Annotated in this window: 21 protein-coding genes; 9 read left to right on the top strand and 12 right to left on the bottom strand. The window is 65.7% G+C overall.

Annotation, left to right across the window (positions count from 1 at the left end):
- The first annotated feature begins 32 nt into the window (after positions 1-32).
- The 3 genes from BBTA_RS35730 (at position 33) to BBTA_RS35720 (ending at position 3,269) form a co-directional block, all read left to right on the top strand.
- Positions 33-986 carry a DMT family transporter gene (locus BBTA_RS35730; protein ID WP_012047371.1) on the top strand — a complete coding sequence of 318 codons (954 nt, stop codon included), beginning with the start codon at positions 33-35 and terminating at the stop codon, positions 984-986.
- A 13-nt stretch (positions 987-999) separates the two neighbouring features.
- Positions 1,000-2,289 carry a flavodoxin-dependent (E)-4-hydroxy-3-methylbut-2-enyl-diphosphate synthase gene (gene ispG, locus BBTA_RS35725; protein ID WP_012047370.1) on the top strand — a complete coding sequence of 430 codons (1,290 nt, stop codon included), beginning with the start codon at positions 1,000-1,002 and terminating at the stop codon, positions 2,287-2,289.
- A gap of 467 nt (positions 2,290-2,756) precedes the next feature.
- Positions 2,757-3,269, top strand: coding sequence for a GNAT family N-acetyltransferase (locus tag BBTA_RS35720; RefSeq protein ID WP_012047369.1), 513 nt, complete (start codon positions 2,757-2,759; stop codon positions 3,267-3,269).
- Positions 3,270-3,389: 120 nt separating this feature from the next.
- On the opposite strand, the gene BBTA_RS35715 is transcribed toward BBTA_RS35720, so the two are convergent.
- From BBTA_RS35715 to BBTA_RS35680, 8 genes are all read right to left on the bottom strand, one after another.
- Entirely contained in the window at positions 3,390-4,727 is a 1,338-nt protein-coding gene (locus tag BBTA_RS35715; RefSeq protein ID WP_012047368.1) for an aspartate aminotransferase family protein, read from the bottom strand.
- 43 nt (positions 4,728-4,770) lie between these two features.
- The gene (locus BBTA_RS35710) at positions 4,771-5,829 is read right to left on the bottom strand and encodes an ABC transporter substrate-binding protein (RefSeq protein WP_041751120.1); all 1,059 of its coding nucleotides are present in this window, start codon (positions 5,827-5,829) and stop codon (positions 4,771-4,773) included.
- Positions 5,830-5,893: 64 nt separating this feature from the next.
- Positions 5,894-6,742, bottom strand: coding sequence for an ABC transporter permease (locus tag BBTA_RS35705; RefSeq protein WP_012047366.1), 849 nt, complete (start codon positions 6,740-6,742; stop codon positions 5,894-5,896).
- Positions 6,742-7,587 (bottom strand): ABC transporter ATP-binding protein, encoded by an 846-nt coding sequence (locus BBTA_RS35700; RefSeq protein ID WP_012047365.1) that lies wholly within the window; start codon positions 7,585-7,587, stop codon positions 6,742-6,744. Before BBTA_RS35700 ends, BBTA_RS35705 begins: the two co-directional genes overlap by 1 nt.
- Positions 7,588-7,606: 19 nt before the next feature.
- Positions 7,607-9,190 carry a gamma-glutamyltransferase gene (gene ggt / locus BBTA_RS35695; RefSeq protein WP_012047364.1) on the bottom strand — a complete coding sequence of 528 codons (1,584 nt, stop codon included), beginning with the start codon at positions 9,188-9,190 and terminating at the stop codon, positions 7,607-7,609.
- Positions 9,183-10,004 (bottom strand): IclR family transcriptional regulator, encoded by an 822-nt coding sequence (locus BBTA_RS35690; RefSeq protein ID WP_049795441.1) that lies wholly within the window; start codon positions 10,002-10,004, stop codon positions 9,183-9,185. Before BBTA_RS35690 ends, ggt begins: the two co-directional genes overlap by 8 nt.
- A 393-nt stretch (positions 10,005-10,397) precedes the next feature.
- Positions 10,398-12,005 (bottom strand): Na+/H+ antiporter, encoded by a 1,608-nt coding sequence (locus BBTA_RS35685; RefSeq protein ID WP_012047362.1) that lies wholly within the window; start codon positions 12,003-12,005, stop codon positions 10,398-10,400.
- A gap of 29 nt (positions 12,006-12,034) precedes the next feature.
- Positions 12,035-12,409, bottom strand: coding sequence for a nuclear transport factor 2 family protein (locus tag BBTA_RS35680; RefSeq protein ID WP_012047361.1), 375 nt, complete (start codon positions 12,407-12,409; stop codon positions 12,035-12,037).
- Between the two features lie 216 nt (positions 12,410-12,625).
- Here BBTA_RS35680 and BBTA_RS35675 point away from each other — a divergent pair, with 216 nt between their 5' ends.
- Positions 12,626-14,530, top strand: a complete 1,905-nt coding sequence (locus BBTA_RS35675; protein ID WP_041751119.1) for a caspase family protein — start codon at positions 12,626-12,628, stop codon at positions 14,528-14,530.
- Here the strand turns inward: BBTA_RS35675 and BBTA_RS35670 are convergent, their stop codons facing one another.
- Positions 14,531-15,223 (bottom strand): DUF1345 domain-containing protein, encoded by a 693-nt coding sequence (locus BBTA_RS35670; protein WP_012047359.1) that lies wholly within the window; start codon positions 15,221-15,223, stop codon positions 14,531-14,533. It abuts the gene before it with no gap.
- Positions 15,224-15,232: 9 nt separating this feature from the next.
- A complete protein-coding gene (locus BBTA_RS35665) occupies positions 15,233-16,156 on the bottom strand; it encodes a polyprenyl synthetase family protein (protein WP_012047358.1) in 924 nt (307 codons plus the stop codon).
- A gap of 185 nt (positions 16,157-16,341) precedes the next feature.
- Between BBTA_RS35665 and mtgA the strand changes: the two genes are divergently transcribed.
- The 3 genes from mtgA (at position 16,342) to BBTA_RS35650 (ending at position 18,264) form a co-directional block, all read left to right on the top strand.
- The gene (gene mtgA / locus BBTA_RS35660; protein ID WP_012047357.1) at positions 16,342-17,013 is read left to right on the top strand and encodes a monofunctional biosynthetic peptidoglycan transglycosylase; all 672 of its coding nucleotides are present in this window, start codon (positions 16,342-16,344) and stop codon (positions 17,011-17,013) included.
- 167 nt (positions 17,014-17,180) lie between these two features.
- Positions 17,181-17,363 (top strand): 50S ribosomal protein L32, encoded by a 183-nt coding sequence (rpmF, locus tag BBTA_RS35655; protein WP_006610266.1) that lies wholly within the window; start codon positions 17,181-17,183, stop codon positions 17,361-17,363.
- 187 nt (positions 17,364-17,550) lie between these two features.
- A complete protein-coding gene (locus BBTA_RS35650; RefSeq protein WP_012047355.1) occupies positions 17,551-18,264 on the top strand; it encodes a hypothetical protein in 714 nt (237 codons plus the stop codon).
- Positions 18,265-18,286: 22 nt separating this feature from the next.
- Here the strand turns inward: BBTA_RS35650 and BBTA_RS35645 are convergent, their stop codons facing one another.
- Entirely contained in the window at positions 18,287-18,568 is a 282-nt protein-coding gene (locus tag BBTA_RS35645; RefSeq protein WP_012047354.1) for a hypothetical protein, read from the bottom strand.
- Between the two features lie 279 nt (positions 18,569-18,847).
- Between BBTA_RS35645 and BBTA_RS35640 the strand changes: the two genes are divergently transcribed.
- On the top strand, positions 18,848-20,539 hold the full coding sequence (locus tag BBTA_RS35640) for a bifunctional diguanylate cyclase/phosphodiesterase (protein WP_012047353.1): 1,692 nt from the start codon (positions 18,848-18,850) through the stop codon (positions 20,537-20,539).
- Positions 20,540-20,635: 96 nt separating this feature from the next.
- Here BBTA_RS35640 and phaR read toward each other — a convergent pair whose 3' ends face one another.
- The gene (gene phaR / locus BBTA_RS35635; RefSeq protein WP_012047352.1) at positions 20,636-21,229 is read right to left on the bottom strand and encodes a polyhydroxyalkanoate synthesis repressor PhaR; all 594 of its coding nucleotides are present in this window, start codon (positions 21,227-21,229) and stop codon (positions 20,636-20,638) included.
- 385 nt (positions 21,230-21,614) lie between these two features.
- Between phaR and BBTA_RS35630 the strand changes: the two genes are divergently transcribed.
- Complete coding sequence (locus tag BBTA_RS35630; RefSeq protein ID WP_012047351.1) at positions 21,615-22,793, top strand: acetyl-CoA C-acetyltransferase; 1,179 nt, start codon at positions 21,615-21,617, stop codon at positions 22,791-22,793.
- Positions 22,794-22,950: the final 157 nt, after the last annotated feature.

Raw genomic sequence — 22,950 nt, 5'->3', positions numbered from 1 at the left:
GCCCAACGAAAATCAACGTCTGCCGGGAGCAAATGTCCGCAAACTCATCGCCACCGGCCGGGACCCGGCCGCTCGGTCCGGGCGCGATCGCCATCGTGCTCGTGCTCTGTCTGTCCTGGGCCTTCAACCAGATCGCGATCAAGCTGGCGCTGCCGGAGATTCCGCCGCTGCTGCAGGCGACGTTCCGATCGGCCGGTGCGCTGCCGGTGCTGCTGATCTTTGCGCAGCTGCGCGGCGTGAAAATGTTCGAGCGCGACGGGACTCTGGGGCTTGGTCTGGTCGCGGGGGCGCTGTTCGGGTTTGAGTTCGTGCTGATCTATCAGGGCCTGCTGCTGACCTCGGCGTCGCGGGCCGTGGTGTTTCTCTACACGGCGCCGTTCTTCGTCGCGCTCGGCTCGTTCCGCTTCCTCGGCGAGCGGCTGGGCCCGGCGCAATGGGGCGGCCTCGCCATGAGCTTCACCGGCGTGGCGCTGGCGATCGGCATTCCCCAGGCCAATGTCGACGGCAGGGTGCTGCTCGGCGATCTCCTGGTGGTCGGTGGCGGCCTGCTGTGGGGCGTGACCACGGTGTTCGTCAAAGGCACAAGGCTGCGCTTCATCGCGCCCGAGCGCGCACTGGGATACCAGGTCGGTGTCTCGGTCCCGATCATGGCGGCGGCGGCCCTGATTGCCGGCGAACGGCTGGCCCAGGTTCCCAGCCCCTTCGTGATCGGGCTGATGGCCTACCAGTCGATCTGGGTGGTCGGCACCACGTTCACGATCTGGTTCGCGCTGATCAAGGCCTATTCGGCCAGCAAATTGTCGGCATTTACCTTCATCACCCCTTTATTCGGGGTCGTGGCGAGCTATTTCATCCTGCATGACGCCCTGACGCTGGCCTTTGGCCTGGCTGCTGTGCTTGTGATCATTGGGCTTTTTCTCGTCAACCGCCCGAACCGTGCGGTCCTGGCCGCGACTGATCCATTGCTGAACGTCACCAAAACCTGATATCCGAGCGCCCATGAACAAGCCCGAGATCATGACCCAGACCGATATCGCCGGACCCGCTCCCCGGCATCAGACCACCAAAGTCATGGTCGGCAACGTCGCCGTGGGCGGCGGTGCGCCGATCGTGGTCCAGTCCATGACCAACACCGACACCGCCGATGTTGAATCGACGGTGGCCCAGGTCGCAGCGCTGGCGCGCGCCGGGTCCGAGATGGTCCGCATCACCGTGGATCGCGAGGAGGCCGCGGCGGCCGTCCCGCATATCCGCGAGCAGCTCGACAAGCGCGGCATCACCACGCCCCTGATCGGCGATTTCCATTACATCGGCCACAAGCTCCTGACCGATTATCCGGCCTGCGCCGAGGCGCTGGCCAAGTATCGCATCAATCCCGGCAATGTCGGCTTCAAGGACAAGCGCGACACCCAGTTCTCGACCATCATCGAGCTCGCCAACAAATATGGCAAGCCGGTGCGCATCGGCGCCAATTGGGGCTCGCTCGACCAGGAGCTGTTGTCCAAGCTGATGGATGAGAACGCCGCGTCGGCGACGCCGCGCGACGCCCGCGCCGTGACCCGCGAGGCCATGGTGCAGTCGGCGCTGCTGTCGGCCGCACGGGCGCAAGAGCTCGGCATGCCCAAGGACCGCATCATCCTGTCGGCCAAGGTCTCGGCCGTGCAGGACCTGATCGCGGTCTATCAGGACCTCGCCGCACGCTCCGACTACGCCATCCATCTCGGCCTCACCGAGGCCGGCATGGGCTCCAAGGGCATCGTCGCCTCCTCGGCCGCGCTCGGCATCCTCCTGCAGCAGGGCATCGGCGACACCATCCGCATTTCGCTGACGCCGGAGCCCGGCGGCGATCGCACCCTCGAGGTCCAGGTCGCGCAGGAGCTGCTGCAGACCATGGGCTTCCGCACCTTCGTGCCGCTGGTCGCGGCCTGCCCGGGCTGCGGCCGCACCACCTCGACAACGTTCCAGGAACTGGCGCGTTCGATCCAGGATTTCATCCGCGAGGAAATGCCGGCCTGGAAGTCGAAATATCCGGGCGTCGAGAATCTCAACGTCGCCGTCATGGGCTGCATCGTCAACGGCCCCGGCGAATCCAAGCACGCCAATATCGGCATCTCCCTGCCGGGTACCGGCGAGGCCCCGGCCGCCCCCGTGTTCGTCGACGGCAAGAAGTTCCGCACGTTGCGCGGGCCGACCATTGCCGCCGATTTCAAGGCGCTGGTCATCGACTACATCGACCAGCGCTACGGCAGCGGCGCGAAGGCGCCGGAGAGCGTGACCGCGGCGGAGTAGGACGCGCCCGGATCTGGGCCGGCGGCGCCTCCTGCGCCGTGGGCTGATTGCGCGGTGCGTCAGATCGCGGCGCAAACGTCTGCCCTTGAGTTTCTCCGTCATGCCCGGGCTGTCCGGGCATCCACGTCCTTCCGTGGATGCCGAACGACGTGGATGGCCGGGACAAGCCCGGCATGACGGTGGGGAAGCAGACGAGCGCATCACTCCGGTCGTCATCGGCGATGGTGCTGTTGCAGACGGGTGGAGCTCAAGAAGACAAAGCCCGCGGTGAGATCTCGTCCTCAAGATCTCGTCTTCAAGATTTCGTCGTGAGCACGACAGCTGACTCAGCAGCCGTTGGCCGCTTGTGCAGCTTACCTCGGTCTGAAATTCGTCGCCCGCGGATCGGCCGCAACGGGCCGCCGTCGTGCCGCCCTACTGCAGCCCCGCATGATCGGCACCCTGACGCCTGGGGAAAGGGCGTCTCGATGAATCTCGACATCCGCGACATGACACTCGACGAGACCGCGATGGTCATCGACTATTTCTATTCGTCGACGGTCGAGCAGCTCGATTTGATGGGTATCGATCCGACGCGGATGCCGACCAGGCCGGTCTGGAGCCATCTGTTCAAGTCACTCTATGAAACGCCGGTTGCCGAGCGCGCGGTGCTGATGGTGGTCTGGCAGCTCGACGGCCGGCCGATCGGCTTCTCCAGCTGCGATCGGATCGTGCGCGGCAGCCACGCCAATATGCATCTGCACGTCACCGCGCCGGAGCTGCGCGGCCGCGGCCTCGGCACCGCCTGCGTCAGCCGCAGCGTCGACCTCTATGTCGAGCGGCTCGAGCTCAAGCGGCTGTTCTGCGAGCCGCATGCCTACAACACCGCCCCCAACCGCGCGTTGCAGAAGGCCGGCTTTCGCTATGTGAAGACCTATAAGACCGTGCCGGGTCCGATGAACTACCACCAGGCGGTGACGCGCTGGATGATCGAGCGGTAAGGCCGCCGGATCGCTCCGGCTGGGCCACAAGCGCCCGCGAATGTCGCCTTGCGTTCTCAGGAGGTGTTTGCGCCCGTCCTGAGGATCAGCCGGTGCCGGCGTTCGATCGCCGGCCCGCGCTCACGCGGCAAGTCGCCTGAGGCCGCTGCCGATGGCGTCGACGATCTGTCCGATCTGTCCCTCGTCGATCACCAGAGGAGGCGAGAGAATCAGGGTGTCGCCGAGGGCTCGGATGAACACCCCGCGCTCCAGGCAGACCTCGGCGCAGGCGCGCGCGCGTTCGCTCGGGGCACCGTCTCCGCCGTCGATCTCGATGGCGCCCAGCAGGCCGAGATTGCGGATGTCCCTGACCGGTCCGAGCGTGCGCAGTCCGTGCAGCGCATCCTCCCAGATCGGCGCCAGCCGGGCAGCCCGCTCGAACAGCCCTTCGTCGCGGTAGACGTCGAGCGCGGCAAGTCCCGCTGCGCAGGCGAGCGGGTGGCCTGAATACGTGTAGCCGTGGGCGAGTTCCGGAACCGCCTCGGGCCCCTGTGACAGCCCGTCGTGAACGCGATCGCTGATCAACACGCCGCCCATCGGCACGGTGCCGCTGGTCATGCCCTTGGCGCAGGTGATGAGGTCGGGGCCGACCCCGAGGGCCTGGGCCGCGAAGGGGGCGCCGAGCCGGCCGAAGCCGGTCACCACCTCATCGAAGATCAACAGAATGCCGTGGCGGTCGCAGATCTCGCGCAGCCGCTGCAGATAACCTTGCGGCGGCGGCAGCACGCCGCCCGCGCCGGCGACCGGCTCGACGATGACCGCGGCCACCGTCGATGGATCGACCGCGAACAACAATCCCTCGAGCGCATCGGCGAATTCGACGCCATGCGCCGGCTGGCCGCGGCTGAACGCGTTGCGCGCCAGATCATGCGTGTGCGGCAGGTGGGACGTCGCCGGCAACAACGCGCCGAACTGCGCGCGCTGCCAGCCGATGCCCGATACCGACAGGCCGCCGAAGCCGACGCCGTGATAGGCGCGCTGCCGGCCGATCAGTCGCTGGCGGTGTCCCTCGCCACGCGCCCGATGATAGGCCAGGGCGAACTTCAGTGCGCTGTCGACGGCTTCCGATCCGGAGCCGGCAAGAAACAGATGGCGAAAGCCGGGTGGTGCGATCTCGACTACACGGTTCGCGAAATGGAAGGCCAGCGGATGACCGACGCCGAAGCTCGACGCGTAATCCAGCTTGCCGGCCTGAGCCCTGATCGCCTCGACGATCCTGGGATGGCAATGGCCCGCATTGACGCACCAGAGTCCGGCGATCGCATCCAGCACGCGGCGGCCATCGGGCGTCGCATAATACATGCCTTCGGCTGCGGAGAAGAACATCGGCGTCTTCTTGAAGCGCCGGTTCGCCGTCATCGGCATCCAGAAGGCTTCGAGATCGTTGGGTGGAACGTCGATCGATATCGCGTCTGGCATCTGTTTCTCTCTCGGGTGTTGATGAGACGGGTGCGGCTCGGACTTAGTTGGCCAGCGCGGCTTCGACAGCCTTCAGGTCAAGGTCCTTGTTGATGGCGTCGACCAGCTCGTTGGTCGCGATGTCGCGCGCATCCACCTTGTCCTTCAGGATGCCGGCATCGCGGAGCCAGTCGAGATAGCGCTGATAGGTATCGAGGCTGCTCTCGCCCCAGCGGATGTCGGTCGACTCGAGCGTCCATTTCGCGATGACCGTGCTGAGCATCGTGGTGGTCTGGTCCAGGGCCTGGACCGGGTCCATGCCAGCCGGGACCACCTGCGGATAGACGGCATGGAACATCTCGCTGGCGGCGCGCGGCTTGGCGATCGTGTACAGCACGCCCATCGTGTAGGCGCGCATCATGCGGCTCAAGAGATCGCTCTTGGTCTTGATGGTGTCGGGTGTGGCCACGAAGCTGTTGGCAGGGAAAGAGCTGAGAGATTTGTCGTCGAGCTGGCGCATCGGCACGCCGGCCAGTTCCATCAGCGCGTATTGCGTGTCCCATTGCGATACCGCATCGATGTCGCCCCGCTTGAGCAGGACCGCAGTCTGGGCCGGCTGCCCGGACACCACGATCCGAATGTCGCGGTCGGGGTCCAGCGACGTTGATTTGGCGACCGATCGCGCGACGATCACACCCGCCGACGCCATCGAGGTGACGCCGATCTTCTTGCCGCGGAGGTCGGCGTAGGTCTTGATGGGACTGTCGGCCGGCACCGCCAGCCCGAAGATGTTGCGGCGATAGGCGGTGTAGAACACCTGGGTTCTGACGCCGGTCAGACCCAGGATGGCGACTGGATCGACCGTTGGCACGGCGACCAGCACCTCGCCGGTGGCGACATTGCGGACGCAATCGGAGGAGCCGGGAAAATTGACGAGCTCGACATCCACGCCGGCCTGCTTGAACCAGCCCAGCTTCGTCGCCACGGCGAACGGCACGGCACCTGTGGTCGGAACGCTGGTGCACCAGCCCACCCTGACCTTGGTCTGCGCGATGGCGGCCGTAGCCTGGAGCAGCACCGCAACGCCCAGCGATGCGGCGACGAGTGCAGACTTGTAGTTCATGTCCTCTTCCTCCGTTTGACCGACCCGCGACACGCAACGTCATGCTGCCGGGGGAGACGTTGGCTCAGCGCGAAACGGCCAGCGTGTTCTCGACCTCGGTCGCAGGCGACGCGCGCCTTGATGGGGTCGATGAGGCGCGGCCGGCATTTTCCCAGAAGATCATCCGGCGGCGCGCCGACTTCAGCGCCTGGTTCAGGACCAGGCCGACGATTGCGAGCACGATCAGGATCGAGAACACGCCGGCGGTATCCATGGAGAAATTCATGCTTTGCATCAGCATGCCCAGGCCCTGCTCGGCTCCGATCAGCTCGGCGACCACCGTTCCAATCAAGGAAAGTGTCATCGCGATCTCGAGCCCGGCGACGATCATGGGCAGAGCCGCGGGCAGCCGAAGCATGGTGAAGATCTGGCGCTCGGTACCACCAAGCGAGCGGATCAGGTCGATGCCGTCGCGATCGGCGGCGTTGAGGCCGGCGATGGTGTTGACCATCACCGGGAAAAAGGTGACCAGCGCGGCGGTGACGATCTTCGATGTGATGCCGAGGCCGAACCAGAGCACGATCAGCGGCGCCAGCGCCACTTTCGGCATCGACAGGAACATCACGATGTAGGGATAGACGAAATAGGCGATGTGTCGATTGAGCGCGATTCCGACGCCGAGCACCAGGCCGACGGCGGAGCCGAAGATGAAGCCGAGCAGCACCTCCGCAACGGTGGTCAAAGTGTGCTGAAGGAACGGCCCATTCGCAAAGCCGCGCCACAGCGCCTGTGCGACGGCCGATGGCGCCGGAAGGATGAAGGGCGCGATGCCGAACACGCGGATCACGACCTCCCAACTCACGAGCAGGCCGGCGAGCAGCAGAACACTCAGAAGACGGTTGCGCGGCGTGTCGACGGAGGCGAGGTCGAGCATTAGTCTGCTCCTTTGGCGCCGAAATGGGTTCTGATGCGGTTGACGTAGTGGCCGAACGCGGTGCTGCCCATCATCTCGAGCGTGCGAGGCCGCGGCAGATCGATCTCCAGCACTTCGGCGATCCGTCCCGGCCGCGCGGTCATCACCACGACGCGGTCGGCGAGGAAGACGGCTTCGGAGATCGAATGGGTGATGAGCAGGACGGTGTTGCCGTTGCTCTGCCAGAGCCGCTGCAATTCGACGTTGAGGTTCTCTCGCGTCATGGCGTCGAGGGCGCCGAAGGGCTCGTCCATGAGCAGGATCGCCGGATCGTTCACCAGCGCCCGCGCGATGCCGACGCGCTGTTGCATGCCGCCCGACAACTCCGCTGGATATCGGTGGGCGAAATCGGCAAGGCCGACCATGGCGAGCAGGTCGCGCGCCTTCGGCAGGTTCTGCTGGCGGCCGCGGCGCTGAACGTCGATGGGAATCAGGACGTTTTCGAGCACGGTGCGCCACGGAAACAGGACGGGTGACTGGAAGACGATGCCGATGTCGCGCCGCGTTCCCCGGACGATGTCGCCGCCCAGCCTGATCTCGCCGCGGCTCGGCGCGATCAGCCCGGCGATCATGCGCATCAATGTCGATTTTCCGCAGCCGGATGGGCCGACGACCGTGACGAACTCCCCTGCACGGATGTCCAGGTTGATGTCGTCCAACGCCATGACGCCGGTGTCGTCGGTGCCATAGGTCTTGCAGAGCGCGGAGACATGGATCGCGGAGGGGTGAGCACCGGGAGCGGCGGAGAAGTTCGGCGATGAAGCCCGGTATGGGGTCCGTTGGTCCTGCGAGATCCGGTCATCCATGGCTTCTTCCCTCTCCGCCTTAGAACCCGAGCGCCATCCCGTCCTTGCGCTGGTCGGATGCCCCGATCAGAATGCCGCGTTCGCGATCGATCCAGACCGCTTGGGCGCCACCGATCGGAAAATCAGACCATTCGACCGTGTGGCCGCGGCCTTCGAGGTCGCGCTTCACGTCGGCTGAGATGGTCGTCTCCAGAGACAGCTTGCCGTCGAAGGCGAACGAGCGCGGCGCGTCGGCAGCTTCCTGGACGCTGCGTCCGTGATCGAGGATCTGCGAGACGAAGTGGGCGTGGCCCGTCGCCTGGTAGTGGCCGCCCATCACGCCGAACGGCATCATGGGAAGGCCGTCGCGATAGAGCATCCCCGGAATGATGGTGTGCATCGGGCGCTTTCCAGGGGCGATCGCGCTTGGATGCGCCGGATCGGTCCGAAAGCCGAGCCCGCGATTATGCAAGAGCACGCCGGTCGTGGGCTCGTAGAGGCCGCTGCCGAACGGGGCGAACAACGAATTGATCAGCGAGACGGCGTTCATATCGCGATCGACGACGGAGACATAGACTGTGTCCTTGTGCTCGATCTCGCCCCAGGCCTCCGGCGCGGTGGCGCGGTCGGGTTGGATCAGATCGCTCGCGCGCTGCGTCCAATCGTCGGACAGAAAGCTGGCGGCAGGCGTGTGTCCGAACGCGGGGTCGCAGAAATAGGCGTCGCGCGCACGGTAGGCGGCCTTGGTCGCTTCAGCCAAATAGTGGATCCGGTCGGCCTCGGAGTGCCGCGCATGGCCGAGCGCGAAGCGTTCGATCAGGCGCAGAATCATCAGCGCCGCCAAGCCCTGTCCCGCTGGAGGGCATTCGTAGACCGTGTGGCCGCGATAGGCCGTGCTGACCGGCTGCACATAGTCGCTATGCTCGCTGGCGAAGTCGTTGATGCTGTGCAGCCCGTCATGGGCGCGCAGCTTGCGTGTCAACGCCTCCGCCACGCTGCCGCGATAGAACGCAGCCGCGCCGTCTTGAGCCACCGCACGCAAGGTGCGGCCAAGGGCCGGATTACGGAAGAGGTCACCGAACGCCGGCGGCTTGCCGCCAGACAGGAAAACTGCGCGGGCATCGGGATCGCGCGAGAGCTTGTCGACCTGTCGTGCCCAGTCCCATGCGACGCGCGCGGTGACCCGCATGCCCTGCTCGGCGAGACCGATCGCCGGCGCGAGGACTTCCGCGAGGGACTTTGCGCCATAATCCTTGTTGAGCGTGCACCAGGCTGCGATCGCGCCGGGGATGGTCACGGCATGGGCCGACTGGTCCGGAATCGCCGTCAGGCCGCGCTCGACGTACCACGCGGCCGTCGCAGCCTGCGGCGCGCGGCCCGAGCCGTTCAGCGCGATCGGCGACGCCCCGTTCCAGGAGAACAGAGCGAAGCAGTCGCCGCCGATTCCGGTCATATGCGGCTCGACCACGCATTGGACGGCGACGGCGGCGATCGCCGCGTCCATGGCGTTGCCGCCTGATCGGAGCATCTCGAGGCCCGCTGCCGACGCCGCCGGATGCGACGTACAGACCATGCCGCGTTCGCCGATGGCGTCCGAGCGTCCGGGCTTGCTGAAGTCACGCATGGCTGCGGTCCTGTGCCGAGAGTTGTGATGCTGCGCGGGCGAGTCGTGGACCAATCTCATGTTCGAGCCGCTCGGCCGTGACTTCCGACGGCATGCCGCCGCAATTGAGCGCGAGCACCAGCCCCTCGGGCGTGACCAGCGGCGCGCCGACCGCGAACACGTCCGGGCGCCTATCGCCGAGCGAGACGCAGAAGCCGCGCTCGGCCAGCGACGTGAACGCCTTGTCGATGCCGGCATCGATCGTCTGCCACTCCGCCTTGGTCCATTTCAGGCGCAGCCGGCGCAGCAGCAGCGTGCGCTCGTCCGCCGGCAGCGCAAACAGATAGGCCCGTCCCATCGACGTTGTTTCGATGGGAAGCCGCGCGCCGAGATCGAAGCGGGGCGGGCGCAGGCCCGCGTGCCGCGCTGTTTCGATCGTCAGCATCTCGTTCTGATCCGGCATGCCGAGAGAGGCGGGCAACCGGGCGAAATCGGCGATGTCCTGCAGCAGTGGCCGGGCGGCGAGGCGGTGCGGCATGCCGGCCAGCAGCGAGTGGCACAGCGCGACCACGCCGCCCCCCAATTGGTAACGACCCAGGCGCGGCACATAGGACAGATAGCCCAACGCGGTCAGCGTCTGCGTCAGCCGTGAGATCGTGCACTTGGCGAGGCCGGTGCGCGCCGCCAGCTCGGTATTGCTCAGCGATGTCTCGCCGGGCTGGAAGGCCCTGAGCACCGCGAGCCCGCGAGCCAGTCCCTGAACGATCCGCGTATCCTCGCCGGGGTCCAGCAGGGCCGTATCGGTCTTGCGTTGCACCGGGGTGAGCCGAGCCATCGTGCACCTCATTTCTGAAATAGAATTTCAGATATTGAAATTAACCTGTCAAACGGTCATGAGGCCGCGGCTGCGGAACTTTTGAGCCTGACGTGCGGAAATTGGCGGCAAACGGCTGCCGCTTGGTCAGATCAGATCATCAGAGCGAACGACGGTGCCGACGGTCATGTCCTGGGCATGATCCATCGAAGTTGTCCGGCATCTCCGCTACGGCGACCCGGGATCATCGTTGGCGGGGATGGCCGACGCCGGCGTGCTGGGGGCATCGTGCGGCGGGCGTATGCGCCGTGGCGTCATCGGCGCCATCCGCCTCACGGATCGGCGCCGTTCGTCTACCGGAGAACGGGTGCTATTTCGGACGAGCAGTGCTGGCCGAGGACGGGATGTCGTCCGTTACAGCGGCAGGTGCTCGTATTCCCGATTGGCGAGGCTTGCCTCTTCCAGATCGAGGTCGCGCTCGATGCGGCGGCGGGTCTCGTCGGTGATCTTGCCGTCGCGCAGCATCACATGGATGAACTTGCGTTCCGCCGTGATCAATTCGCGCGTCAGTTCGATGCCGAGCGCGGACGCGTCGTTGTCATCCGGCTTGAGACCCTCGGGCAGCTGGTTGGCCCGCACCTCGTGGCGTGCCCGCAGCAGCCGAACCACCTCATCCGACAGGTCGCGATCATTGGTCATCGTCTCCAGCGACCGCAGTGCGCTGTCGAGCGCCTCGCGCCGGGCGGCGATTTCCTGCTCGTGCTCGCGGGCATGCTCGGCGCGTCCCGTGCGGGCGACGCCGAGCCATTGCACGACCGTCGGCAGTGTAAGGCCGAGCCCGATCAGGGTGAAGAAGATGACGCCGAAGGCGATGAACAGGATCTGGTCACGATAGGGGAAGGCATCGCCGGTCGACAATGTCAGCGGCAGCGCCAGGGCGGTCGCCAGCGAAACCGTGCCGCGCACGCCGGTGAAGCCGATGATGAAGGTCTGCTGCCAAGGCGGCAGCGGATCGCGGGCGCGGAGCGAACTGCTCAAGAGGCGCGGCAGGATGGTCGCCGGAAACGTCCAGGCGAAGCGCGCGATCACGACGATGGCGAGCACCAGAGCGGTCGCGATCACGATCTCGTCGAGCGAAAAGATCTTCGACTTCTCGTAGATCAGCCGCATCTGGAAGCCGGTGAGCAGGAACAGCATGCCCTCGATCAGGTAGATCATGAGGTCCCAGAAGAAGACGCCCTGCAGGCGGGTTGCCGAGGAGATCCACAGCGGCCCGTTCCAGCTCATATAGAGGCCGCAGGCGACCGTTGCGATTACGCCGGAGCCCCCGACATGCTCGGGGATCCAGAACGCCAGATAGGGCGTCAGCACGGACAATGTGATCTCGACCTGCGGGTCGCGCGCATAGTGGCGGGCGCGCAGCATCAGCCAGCCGACGCCGATGCCGAAGGCGATCTCGCCGACCACGATCGCGGCAAACTCGCCGGCGGCAACCGGGAGCGAGAAGGTGCCGGTGGTGATCGCGGCCACCGCGAAGCGATAGAGGATCAGCGCGGTCGCGTCGTTGGCGAGGCCCTCGCCTTCGAGGATCACCATGACCCGGCGCGGCAGATGCAGCCGGCGGGCGATGGCGAGCGGCGCCACGACATCAGGCGGTGCGACGATGGCGCCGAGCAGGAAGCCGATGCTCCAGGGGAGGCCGAGAAGATAGTGGGTCGCGATCGCCACCGCGGAGGCGGTGAAGAGCACGCAACCGACCGCCAGCAGCACGATCGGCCGCAGATTGCGCTTGAACTCGCGCCAGCTCATCGCGACGCTGGAGGAATAGATCAGCGGCGGCAGCACGACGAGCAGCACCAGCTCTGGCGGCAGTGCGAAGGCCGGCATGGTCGGCACGAAGGCCAGCGCGATGCCGGCCAGCATCATGAGGATCGCCGGCGCGAGATTGGCGCGCCGCGCGATCAATGCGGTTCCCGCCAGCACCGCCAGCAGGACCAGGAATATCTGAAAGTGAGCTTCCATCGGATCGGCCGGGCGTCGCTGCGCCGGGCTCAGTCCCTGAGATCGTAGCGGTAGGACTTCGAGACGATCTGCCAGCCGTCCTTCAGCTTCATGGCGACGAGATAATCGGTGAAATAGCGCGGTGGCAGCTGGCAGCGCACCTTGATGAAGGCGGTCTTGTCGTCCGAGCGGTCGATGGTGACGATGAAGTCCTCGCGCGGCTTGCCCTCGGCCTTGGCGGACGGACGTTTGCGGACCCAGGCCAGCCAGTCCGGCACGGTCAGAATCTTGAGCTCGCCATTCTCGACCCAGCGCAGATCGGCCGTCGGATGGAACACGGCGCCCAATTTGTCGGCATCGCCCTCGTAGAGCGCGTCGAAATAGCCCTGCACGACGGCCTCGATGCTGGAACGGTCTGTGCTCACGGCTCTCTCCATTGCGGCGAACGAACAACGATCGCATTTTCGATGCAAAAGCGTGCTTGGCAAGGCTTGAACTGCCGCCACCCCGAGAGCGACGCAATAAACGTGGAGAACTGGGCGAGAGCGGGATAATGGCTGCGTGATCCCAGTCACAAGCCGAACGATCCGGAATCTGATAGACAGGTTCCAGCAGGTCTCCCAGCGGGATGGGGAAGTCAAATGTCTTGGTCAGCTCGATGCGGCGGGTTCCTTTTGGCGGCAGCGTTGGTGCTGCTCTGCCATCCGGCGCTCGCGGAGAAGCGCGTGGCGCTCGTGATCGGCAACTCGGCCTATCAGAACGTGCCGCAGCTGACGAACCCCGCCAATGACGGGGCAGTCATGACCACGACGTTCAAGAACGCAGGCTTCGATGTCGTCGACTATCGCCGCGACCTGACGGCCAGAGAGACGCGGCGGGCGCTGCGCGATTTCGCCGATGCCGCCCGTGATGCCGATATCGCGGTGGTGTATTACGCCGGCCATGGCATGGAGGTCGAAGGCTCCAACTACCTGATCCCGATCGATGCCCGGCTCGAGCGCGACACCGACGTCTATGATGAGACGCTGTCGCTCGACCGGATCCTGGTTGCCGTCGAGCCGGCCAAGAAGCTGCGGCTGGTCATTCTCGACGCCTGTCGCGACAATCCGTTTACCAGGACGATGCAGCGCACGGTCGCGACCCGCAGCCTCGGCCGCGGCCTGGCCAAGGTCGAGCCGACCAGCCCCAACACGCTGATCGCCTATTCCGCCAAGGCCGGCTCCACCGCGCAGGATGGCGACGGCACGAACAGCCCGTTTACGCTTGCACTGTCGCGGCACATCGCGACTCCCGGTCTGGACGTCCGTAAGGCGTTCGGCTTCGTGCGCGACGAGGTGTTGAAATCGACCTCCAACCGCCAGGAGCCGTTTGTTTATGGGTCGCTCGGCGGCGAGGACGTGCCACTGGTGCCGGGCGTGCCGCGCGTCGTCACCCAGATGCCGGTGGCGCCGCCGGTCAATGCGCAGGCCGACACCCGTCGCGACTACGAACTCGCGATGCAGATCGGCAACAAAGGCGCGCTGAACGCTTTCCTGGCGCAATATCCCGACGGCTTCTATGCGAGCCTCGCCAAGCTGCAGCTCGAGAAGCTGGCCGCCGAGGAGAATCGCGCCGCTGCCGCCGAGAAGGCGCGCGTGACGGAGGCGGAGCGTGCGCGCCTCGCCTCCGAGGGGGCGCGCAAGGATACGCTCGCCAAGGCGGAGGCCGAGGCCAAGGCGGCCGAGCAGGCCCGCATCGCGGCCGAAAAGGCCAATCAGTTGGCGCAGCAGCAGGCCGCCGACGCCGAAAGGAAGCGGCAGGAGCAGCAGCTCGCGGCGACCGACAATCCGCGTGCGGCGACATCACCGGCCGCTTCCCCGCAACAGGGGCCGCAGGTCGCCGCGCTCACGCCGGCGTCGCAGCCCGCCGATTTGACCAAATCCGTGCAGCTCGAGTTGCGCCGCGTCGGTTGCCTCACCGAGGACGCCGATGGCGACTGGGGCTCCGCCTCGCGGCGTTCGATGTCGCAGTTCAACCGCTATGCCGGCACCAGGCTCGACACCCAGGCCGCCTCGGCCGATGCGCTACAGGCGATCAAGCTCAAGCAGGCGCGGGTCTGCCCGCTGGTCTGCCAGCACGGCTACAAATCGGATGGCGATCGCTGCACCCGCATCGTCTGCGCCGAGGGTTCCTTCGTGAACGACGACAATGAATGCGAGAAGCGGCGCGACAAAAAGCCGGTCGTCAGGCGCGACACCAGCGATGACGAGGAGGCGCCGTCGCGCCGCCGTGCCCGTGCGACGCCTGAGCCGGGCATGCCGATGCCGCCTCCCAACGTGGGCGTCGGGGTGGGGATCGGTGTCGGCGGCGGTGGTCTCGGTGTCGGCATCGGCGCGGCGCCGAGCATTGCCCCGCCCAGGCCGCAGGCGCAGGCGCGTCCCAAGCCGTCCTCGGGCCAGATTTATTGCGACGCCTATCTGTGCCGTCCTGTCAGGCAGGGCTGCCGGCTCGAATATCGCGGCGGCGGCGGCCCCGCCAACAACGCCAGCGTGGAAGTCTGCAACTGATCAGGACGAGATCGCGCTGGCGGCGATATTGACCATCAGTGCGACCAGCGCGGTGTTGTAGACGAACGAGATGATGCCGTGGACGGTCGCGGTGCGGCGGATGATCTTGTCGGTGATGCCGACGTCCGAGACCTGCGCGGTCATGCCGATGATGAAGGAGAAGTAGACGAAGTCCCAGTAGTCGGCGTGCTCGTCCGTGTCGCCGCTCGGGAATTGCAGGCCGCCGGGCTTGGCGCCGCGGTAATAGTCATGGGCGTAGTGCAGGGCGAAGGTCGCATGCACCGCGGCCCAGGACAGGCTGACGGTGAGCAGCGCCAGCGTCAGCGCCGGCGCGTCGCGCTTGGAGGCGCCGAGCTCGAACACGATGGCGGCGATGCTGGCGAAGGCGCCGAGTGCGGTGACCATCAGGATCACGAAGCGGCCGTCGTCCTGCATGATCGCCTTGCGGCGGATGTCATGATGCTCGCTGCGCAGCATCATCACCGCGACCAGGACGAGATAGATCGCGGTGAAGATGTCCCAGCTGATCAGGAGCCGCGTGACCAGCCGCAGCGCCGACGGCAACAGCACGAACGCGACGATCGCGATGCCGAGCGAGACGAAGGTGCGCGGACGCGCATAGACGATGCGCAGCGGCGCCGGCAGCCTGACGAAGCGGGCGAGGGCCGGATCATCGGGATGGAGTCCGGCCAACGCCTCGCCTCAGCTCTTGCGCTCGGCGACGAAATGGGCGGCGGCGCGCAGCACGTCGCCCTTGCTGCCGAAGATCGACAGCGCGGCATCGCCGCGGGCGAGCAGATCGCGCACGCGCTGCTTGGCGCCCTCGATGCCAAGCTGGGTAACGAAGGTGGTCTTGCCGAGTTCGGCATCCGCGCCGGCCGGCTTGCCGAGCGTGGCGGCGTCGCCCTCGACGTCGAGCAGGTCGTCGGCGATCTGGAAGGCCTCGCCGAGCGCGCGGCCGTAATCGTCGAGCGCCTGGTATTCGGCCGGAGAGGCCTGGCCGAGCAGGGCGCCGGCGATGCAGCCGAAGCGCAGCAGGGCGCCGGTCTTCATCTGCTGGACGCGTGCGACGTCGACCGGGCCGCTGTCGCCGAACCGACCCTCGCCAGCGAGATCGAGGATCTGGCCGCCGGCCATACCGCCGACACCGGCGCAGCGCGCCAGCGCCCGGGTCAGCGCCAGACGGACGCCGGCGTCGGGGTGGATCTCGTCGCGGGTGATGATGTCGAAGGCGATGGTCAAGAGCGCGTCGCCGGCCAGGATCGCGGTGGCATCGTCATAGACCTTGTGCAGGGTCGGACGTCCGCGGCGGAGGTCGGAATTGTCCATCGCCGGCAGGTCGTCGTGGATCAGCGAGTAGCAGTGGATGCATTCGAGCGCTGCGCCCGCCAGCAGCGCGCCCTTGCGTGGCACGCCGAACACGGCAGCGCTTTCGACCACCAGGAACGGCCGCAGCCGCTTGCCGCCGCCCAGGCTGGAATAGCGCATCGACTCGATCAGCCGCTGTGGCCTGGCGATCTCGTCCGCCAGCGGCGCATCGCCAAGCAGCTCGCCGAGCAGGGCTTCGGTCTCTTCCGCGGTCTTGTCCAGGCGTTGGGTGAAGTCGGTGAGGGCCGTCGCAGTCATTTAAGAAGAGCTCCAGGGACGAAATTCGCCGGACAATCGTTGATGGCGGCGACTTCGTCAATTGCGGGGACAATGGGCCCTTTCGGCCATAATGACGGAAAAAAGCAGGAATCCTCTTGCAGATGTCGGATAATCCGGGGCAACTGACCGCCGCCTCGGCGGTCCAACCCGGGCGACGCCTGCCATTGCGTACCGTCAGAACCATCCTGCTGATCGTCGTGCTGGTGCTGCTCGTGCCCTATGTGCTGACGCCGTTCTATGCTGCCGGTCACCCGGTTTCGACCCTGATGCTCTGGCGGTCCCTGACCGGCCAGCCGGTGACGCGGCATTGGATCGACCTTTCGGCGATGTCGCCTTATCTGCCGCGGTCCGTTGTGGCGGCCGAGGATGCCAAATTCTGCAGCCATCACGGCATCGATTGGGGCGCGCTGCGCGAGGTGATGGACGATGCCGAGGAGGGCGACGTCAGCCGTGGCGGCTCGACCATCACTCAGCAGGTCGCCAAGAACCTGTTCCTGTGGCAGGGCCGCAGCTATGTCCGCAAGGCGCTGGAACTGCCGCTGGCGCTCTGGATCGACCTCGTCCTCGGCAAGCGGCGCATCCTGGAGATCTACCTCAACATCGCCGAGCTCGGTCCATCCGGCCAATTCGGGGTCGAAGCCGGGGCAAATTACGCCTTCAACCGCTCAGCCGCCGGGCTGGGGCCGCGCGAGGCGGCGCTGCTGGCCGCGATCCTGCCGAATCCGGTCCGGCGCTCCGCCCGAACCCCTGGTCCTGGCGTGCGCCGTTTGTCGGGGACCTATATGGTGCGGGGCCAGGCCTCGGCCCTGCAGACCTGCTGGGGCGAGCGGCACTGAGCGCGGCGGGGACGCAAATTTGGCCAAAAATGCCTCGGAGAGCCCTAGCCATACCGGACCCCTTCCTCTATAAGCGCGGCCTGATCGGCATCCGGGCTCGCCAGCTTCATGGCTGCAGCCGTCCTTCGCGGACGATGCCTTACAAATTACCCCTAGAGGATACCGATATGGCCGTCCCCAGAAGAAAAACTTCGCCGTCGCGCCGTGGCATGCGCCGCTCGGCTGACGCGATCAAGAAGCCGACCTATGTCGAGGACAAGGACTCCGGCGAACTGCGTCGTCCGCACCACCTGGACCTCAAGACCGGCATGTACAAGGGCCGTCAGGTCCTGAAGAAGAAAGACGCCTGAGTGCCCGCAGGGCCGCTTTCCAAGCGGCCCGAATTCGGCCATCGATTGGGGTGAAAGCGGTCCCGTGCGATTTGATTCGCAGGGGCCGTTACGCATGAGTGCTGCGTGATCCCATCTCGCCGCCATTATCTTTCGACCAATCGATTTCGCGCAGGGCCGTGGCCCGCCCCACCCAAGGCTTTAACCGATGTCGATGATCGGTTTTCCGCTGCTGCTGATCCCGTTGGCGATCTACAACATGATCGTCTTCCTGATGCCCGGGGTCGCGTTCAGCGAAACGCTGCTGCGCCTTCAGCTCCCGTCCGGCGAGGTCTGGACGGTCTCGCTCGGCGACATGCTCCTGGCGCTGGCCGTGCTGCTGCTGCTGCTGGAGGTCATCAAGGCGGCGAAGCCCAATGGCAAATACCTGACCGACCATCTGCTCTCGCTGCTGGTGTTCGGCGGCGCCGCGGCCGAGTTCGCGATGTGGCCGAAATTCGGGAACTCCACCTTCCTGCTGCTGACGCTGCTGTCCATGGTCGATTTCTTCGGCGGCGTCGCGTTGCGCACCAAGCGCCGCGCCCGGGCGGCCGTCGCCGTGCCGGCCCCAGTGCCGGCCGCAGAGCCAGCAACGCTTCCGGAACCCACGGCGACGGAAGAACCGGCCAAGGCAGAGGCCATTCAGCCGGGGGATGCTCCAGCGGTTGCGACGCCTGTTCATGCGGAGCCCAGCGATGCCGTGCCGGCCGCGGCCTCGGTCGCGGAATCGGTGCTGCTGGATCACTCGCTGCCGCGCCCGCCGAGCGCAGCGCCCGCTCCGGCCGAGCCGACCGCGCCGGACTTGCAGGCCGAAGGTGCCGCCGAGGCGCCGGCCGATCCCGCAAAAGACCCCATCAAGGCGCCGGACGCGTCGAAGCCCTGATTCCGGCGCACCACCTTCCTGTTCAAACCACCTGGCGGGTTCTGCCGCCGAGAGCGGTGGCCGGCTGAAGCCAGGCCGTATAGGCCGATTTCGCATCGGCTGGGGCCGCCCGTCGGAGCGCGCGGGTCTGCGGCAGCTTTTCGGCTGACGCGATCAGATGGGCGACGAAGCCGGCATCTGGGCGTGGGGCGCGAACCTTGGGCGCCTGCTGCTCGACCTGCGCATCGGTCCGGACCAGGGTCAGGCAGCGTGAGGCCTCGTCGGCGGTTGCCGGTCCGGTCTGATCCTGATCGATCGTTAACATCGTCCCACCATACCCGGCGCGATTGTCACGTTCTGAGACGCCGAAGCCTTTCACCATCCGATCTCGCAAGAGCAATGCCGCTCCCGGAGAGCGCGTTCCGACATGTTGCGTGATGGTTGACGTGGATTCCGACGCGTGTCTGTCGCATCGGCATGCTCTCCGTTAACCAGAGATGCGTAGTCTGATTCGCGAAATCCGGTGCTGTCGCTCGCGAGAGTAGGCGCCGGCTCCTTGCTGTTGACCTCGGGCCGCGCCCGCTTGTCCCGAAACGAGGCGATCTTGACACCCGAATTGCCACAGACCGCGACGATCCTGTCGTCCCTCGGCCAAGCTGCCTTTGTATGGGATCTGGCCAGCGACGTGATCGTCTGGAGCGACCATGTCGGCGCCGTGTTTCCGGACGTGCCGCTGCCGCAGCTCTGCAACGGCACCGAATTCGGCAAGCTCATCGAGCCGGAGCGTGGCGTCCGTTCCGAGGCCATGCGTCAGGTCGCGCCGCTGCACGGCGTCGACGGCACGCCCTACCGCATCGAATATGGCGTGCGGACCCACTCAGCGGCGCCGCTGATCTGGGTCGAGGAAACCGGGTGCTGGTTCGCTGGCCCCGATGGCCGGCCTGCGCGCGCGCAAGGCATTGTCAGGATCAACAACGAGCGCCATGCGCGTGACGAGCAGCTGCTCAAATTGTCACGCCATGATCCGCTGACCGGCGAGCTCAACCGCACCCATTTGCTGGCGACGCTGGCGGAGGTGATCGAGGAGTCGCAGCGGTTTCGCTTTGCCTGCGCCTTCATGCTGATCGGGATCGATCATCTCGCCCGCATCAATGACGCGTTCGGCTTCGACGTTGCCGACGGGGTGGTGCTCGAGGTCGCGCAGCGCATCCGCGCCCGCTTGCGGGGCGGCGATACGCTCGGACGGTTTTCGGGCAACAAATTCGGGTTGATCCTGAAGAACTGCACGATGGACGACATGACCGTCGCCGCCGAACGCTTTCTCGCGGCCGTGCGCGACGAGGTGGTGCCGACCAAATCGGGTCCGGTGGCGGTGACCGTGACGATCGGCGCGGTCAGTGTGCCGCGGCACGCAAGGTCGGTCGAAGAGGCGGTCAACCGCGCCCATGAGACGCTGGATTCGGCCAAGCGGCGCCGCATCGGCTCGTTCTCGACCTGGCGGCCGAATGTCGAGCGCGACGCGCAGCGCAAGGTCAATATCCGGGTCACCGACGAGATCGTCACCGCGCTGAACGAGCGGCGCATCGTCACCGCGTTCGAGCCGGTGGTCCATGCCGACACGCGCCAGACCGCCTTCTATGAGTGCCTGGTGCGCATGCGTCAGGACGATGGACGCGCCGTGCTGGCGCCGGACATCGTGCCCGTCGCCGAGCGACTCGGCCTGATTCGCCTGGTGGATCACAGGATCCTCGAGCTCGTCGTGGCCGAACTGGCCAGCGCGCCCGACGTGACCCTGAGCCTGAATATTTCCCCGGAAACGACGATGGACCCGGATTGGTGGGCCTCGATCGAATCGATGATGCGGGCCCATCCCGGCGTCGCCGAAAGGCTCATTGTCGAGATCACCGAGACGGTCGAAATTCAGGATATCGACGACCTCCGCGGCTTCGTGACGCGGCTGAAGGACCTGGGCAGCCGGATCGCGATCGACGATTTCGGGGCCGGTCACACCTCGTTCCGGAATTTGCGCAAGCTCGGCGTCGACATCGTCAAGATCGATGGCGCGTTCGTCCAGAACCTGGCGCGCTCGGCCGACGATCGCGCCTTCGTGCAGACCCTGGTCGAGCTGGCGCGGCGGCTGCAGATCAAGACGGTGGCGGAATGGGTCCAGGACGACAGCTCGGTCACGCTGCTGCGCGACTGGGGCTGCGACTACATCCAGGGCCGATTGATTGGGCTTGCCTCGATCGAGAAGCCGTGGGTCGCGAGCAGGGCTGTGCTGCCTGCGGCGAGCTGACGACGGGCGGCGCAAGCGGATTCGCGCAGCCCACCAGGGGCGTCGATCATGATGCGATGTCGTCGCATCGCACCATGATCCAAGCTCAGCCCTGATTTAGCTCTGCTCGTCCTTTTTCGGCTCGGACATGCGGTCCAGCCGGTCCTGCATTTCCTTCATCTGGCGGCGCAGATCGTCGATATTATCCTCCGCGGCGGCGGCCGGCTCGGCCGCCTTCTCGTCGGTGCGTGCAGGCACCGGCGCGAACGGCTTGAACATCGAGAAGGTTTGCTGGAACAGCTCCATGTTGCGGCGCACCTGCTCTTCCAGCGGGGCAAAGGGTGTGCCGCTGAAGGTGTCGGCGATCTGCTTGCGGAACTTCTCCTGCTCTCGGGTCAGCGTGTCGATCGACTGTTCCAGGTACTTCGGAACGACCATCTGCATGCTGTCACCGTAGAACCGGATCAGCTGGCGCAGGAAGGTGGTCGGCAGCAGGTTCTGACCGGCCTTGTTTTCCTGCTCGAAGATGATCTGGGCCAGCACTGAACGGGTAATGTCATCACCGGTCTTGGCGTCATAAACGAGGAAATCCTCCCCGTTCTTAACCATTGCGGCCAGATCCTCGAGGGTCACGTATGTACTCGTCCCGGTATTGTAGAGCCGCCGGTTCGCGTATTTCTTGATTGTGGTCGGTTGGTCTGATTTCGCCATGGAGCTCACACATGCAATCCGGGAACGGGAAACCCTGCGGCGTTGCCGCAGGGCAAACGAGCTGCGCAATGCAATAACGTAATCACTTTCGAGCGAGTTCGGCTACGGTTTTGTGCGGAACGGTTAATCCGGCAGCAGAAATCTTGCCCATCAAACCGCCAAGCGTCCCATTTTGCGTGCGCCGCAACAGGAATTGCCTATGCCGCCAATTGACATGTCGCAACGACGTTCACAGGATAAAGAGCGAAGGTTGCGCACTTGCCAATCCCTCGGCTTGCGGACGGCCGGCACGACCGTGAACTAAAATATTTGGCTTCGTTTCAAATACTCCCAAGTCCTCAAGCCCTCGCTTCACCTCTCAAGATCAAGAACCCAGGAGATGCCCATGTCAGACGATGTCGTCATCGTCAGCGCCGCCCGCACCGCGGTTGGAAGCTTCAACGGTGCTTTCGCCAACCTTCCGGCCCATGAATTGGGGGCGGTGGCCATCAAGGCCGCGCTGGAGCGCGCCGGCCTCGAGCCCGGCCGTGTCTCCGAGGTGATCATGGGACAGATCCTGACGGCCGCTCAGGGGCAGAACCCCGCTCGGCAGGCGTCAATCGCAGCCGGCATCCCGGTCGACAGCCCGGCCTGGGGCATCAATCAGCTCTGCGGGTCCGGCCTGCGCTCGGTGGCGCTCGGCTATCAGGCCCTGAAGAACGGCGATTCGGACATCGTGGTCGCTGGCGGCCAGGAGTCGATGAGCATGGCGCCGCATGCGCAATATCTGCGCGGTGGCGTGAAGATGGGCGCGCTCGAATTCGTCGACACGATGATCAAGGACGGCCTGTGGGATGCCTTCAACGGCTACCACATGGGCAACACCGCCGAGAATGTCGCGAAGCAATATCAGATCACGCGCGCGCAGCAGGACGAGTTTGCCGTTGCATCGCAGAACAAGGCCGAGGCCGCGCAGAAGGCTGGCAGGTTCAAGGACGAAATCGCGCCGGTGACGGTCAAGAGCCGCAAGGGCGACGTTGTGGTCGACACCGACGAATATCCGCGTCACGGCGCCACGCTCGATTCGATGGGCAAGCTGCGGCCGGCCTTCGAGAAGGACGGCACGGTCACCGCGGGCAACGCCTCGGGCATCAACGACGGCGCTGCGGCCGTGGTGCTGATGACCGCGAAGCAGGCGGCCAAGGAAGGCAAGACGCCGCTCGCCCGGATCGTGTCGTGGGGGCAGGCCGGCGTCGATCCGAAGATCATGGGCACCGGCCCGATCCCGGCGTCGCGCACCGCGTTGAAGAAGGCCGGCTGGAACATCGCCGACCTCGATCTGATCGAAGCCAACGAGGCTTTCGCCGCGCAGGCCTGTGCGGTGAACAAGGACCTCGGTTGGGATCCCGCCAAGGTGAATGTCAACGGCGGCGCGATCGCGATCGGTCATCCGATCGGTGCGTCGGGCGCGCGCGTGCTCGTCACGCTGCTGCATGAGATGCAGAAGCGCGATGCCAAGAAAGGCCTTGCTACGCTTTGCATCGGCGGTGGCATGGGCATCGCACTGTGCGTTGCACGCGACTAAAATCGCGGCACTGATTGCGAAGCATATCGCCTTCGCATTCGCACGCGCTTCAACTAAAGATCAACGCCCGGCGATTTCGCCGGGCGTTTTGTTCTTGATGTCCGTCAAACACGTCGCATAATCGATCAGTAAAAAAGAGCAGTTGAGCGATCAGGGA

This window comes from Bradyrhizobium sp. BTAi1 (assembly GCF_000015165.1).
Classification (GTDB): Bacteria; Pseudomonadota; Alphaproteobacteria; order Rhizobiales; family Xanthobacteraceae; genus Bradyrhizobium; species Bradyrhizobium denitrificans.
This window is presented reverse-complemented; position numbering and strand designations above follow the sequence as displayed.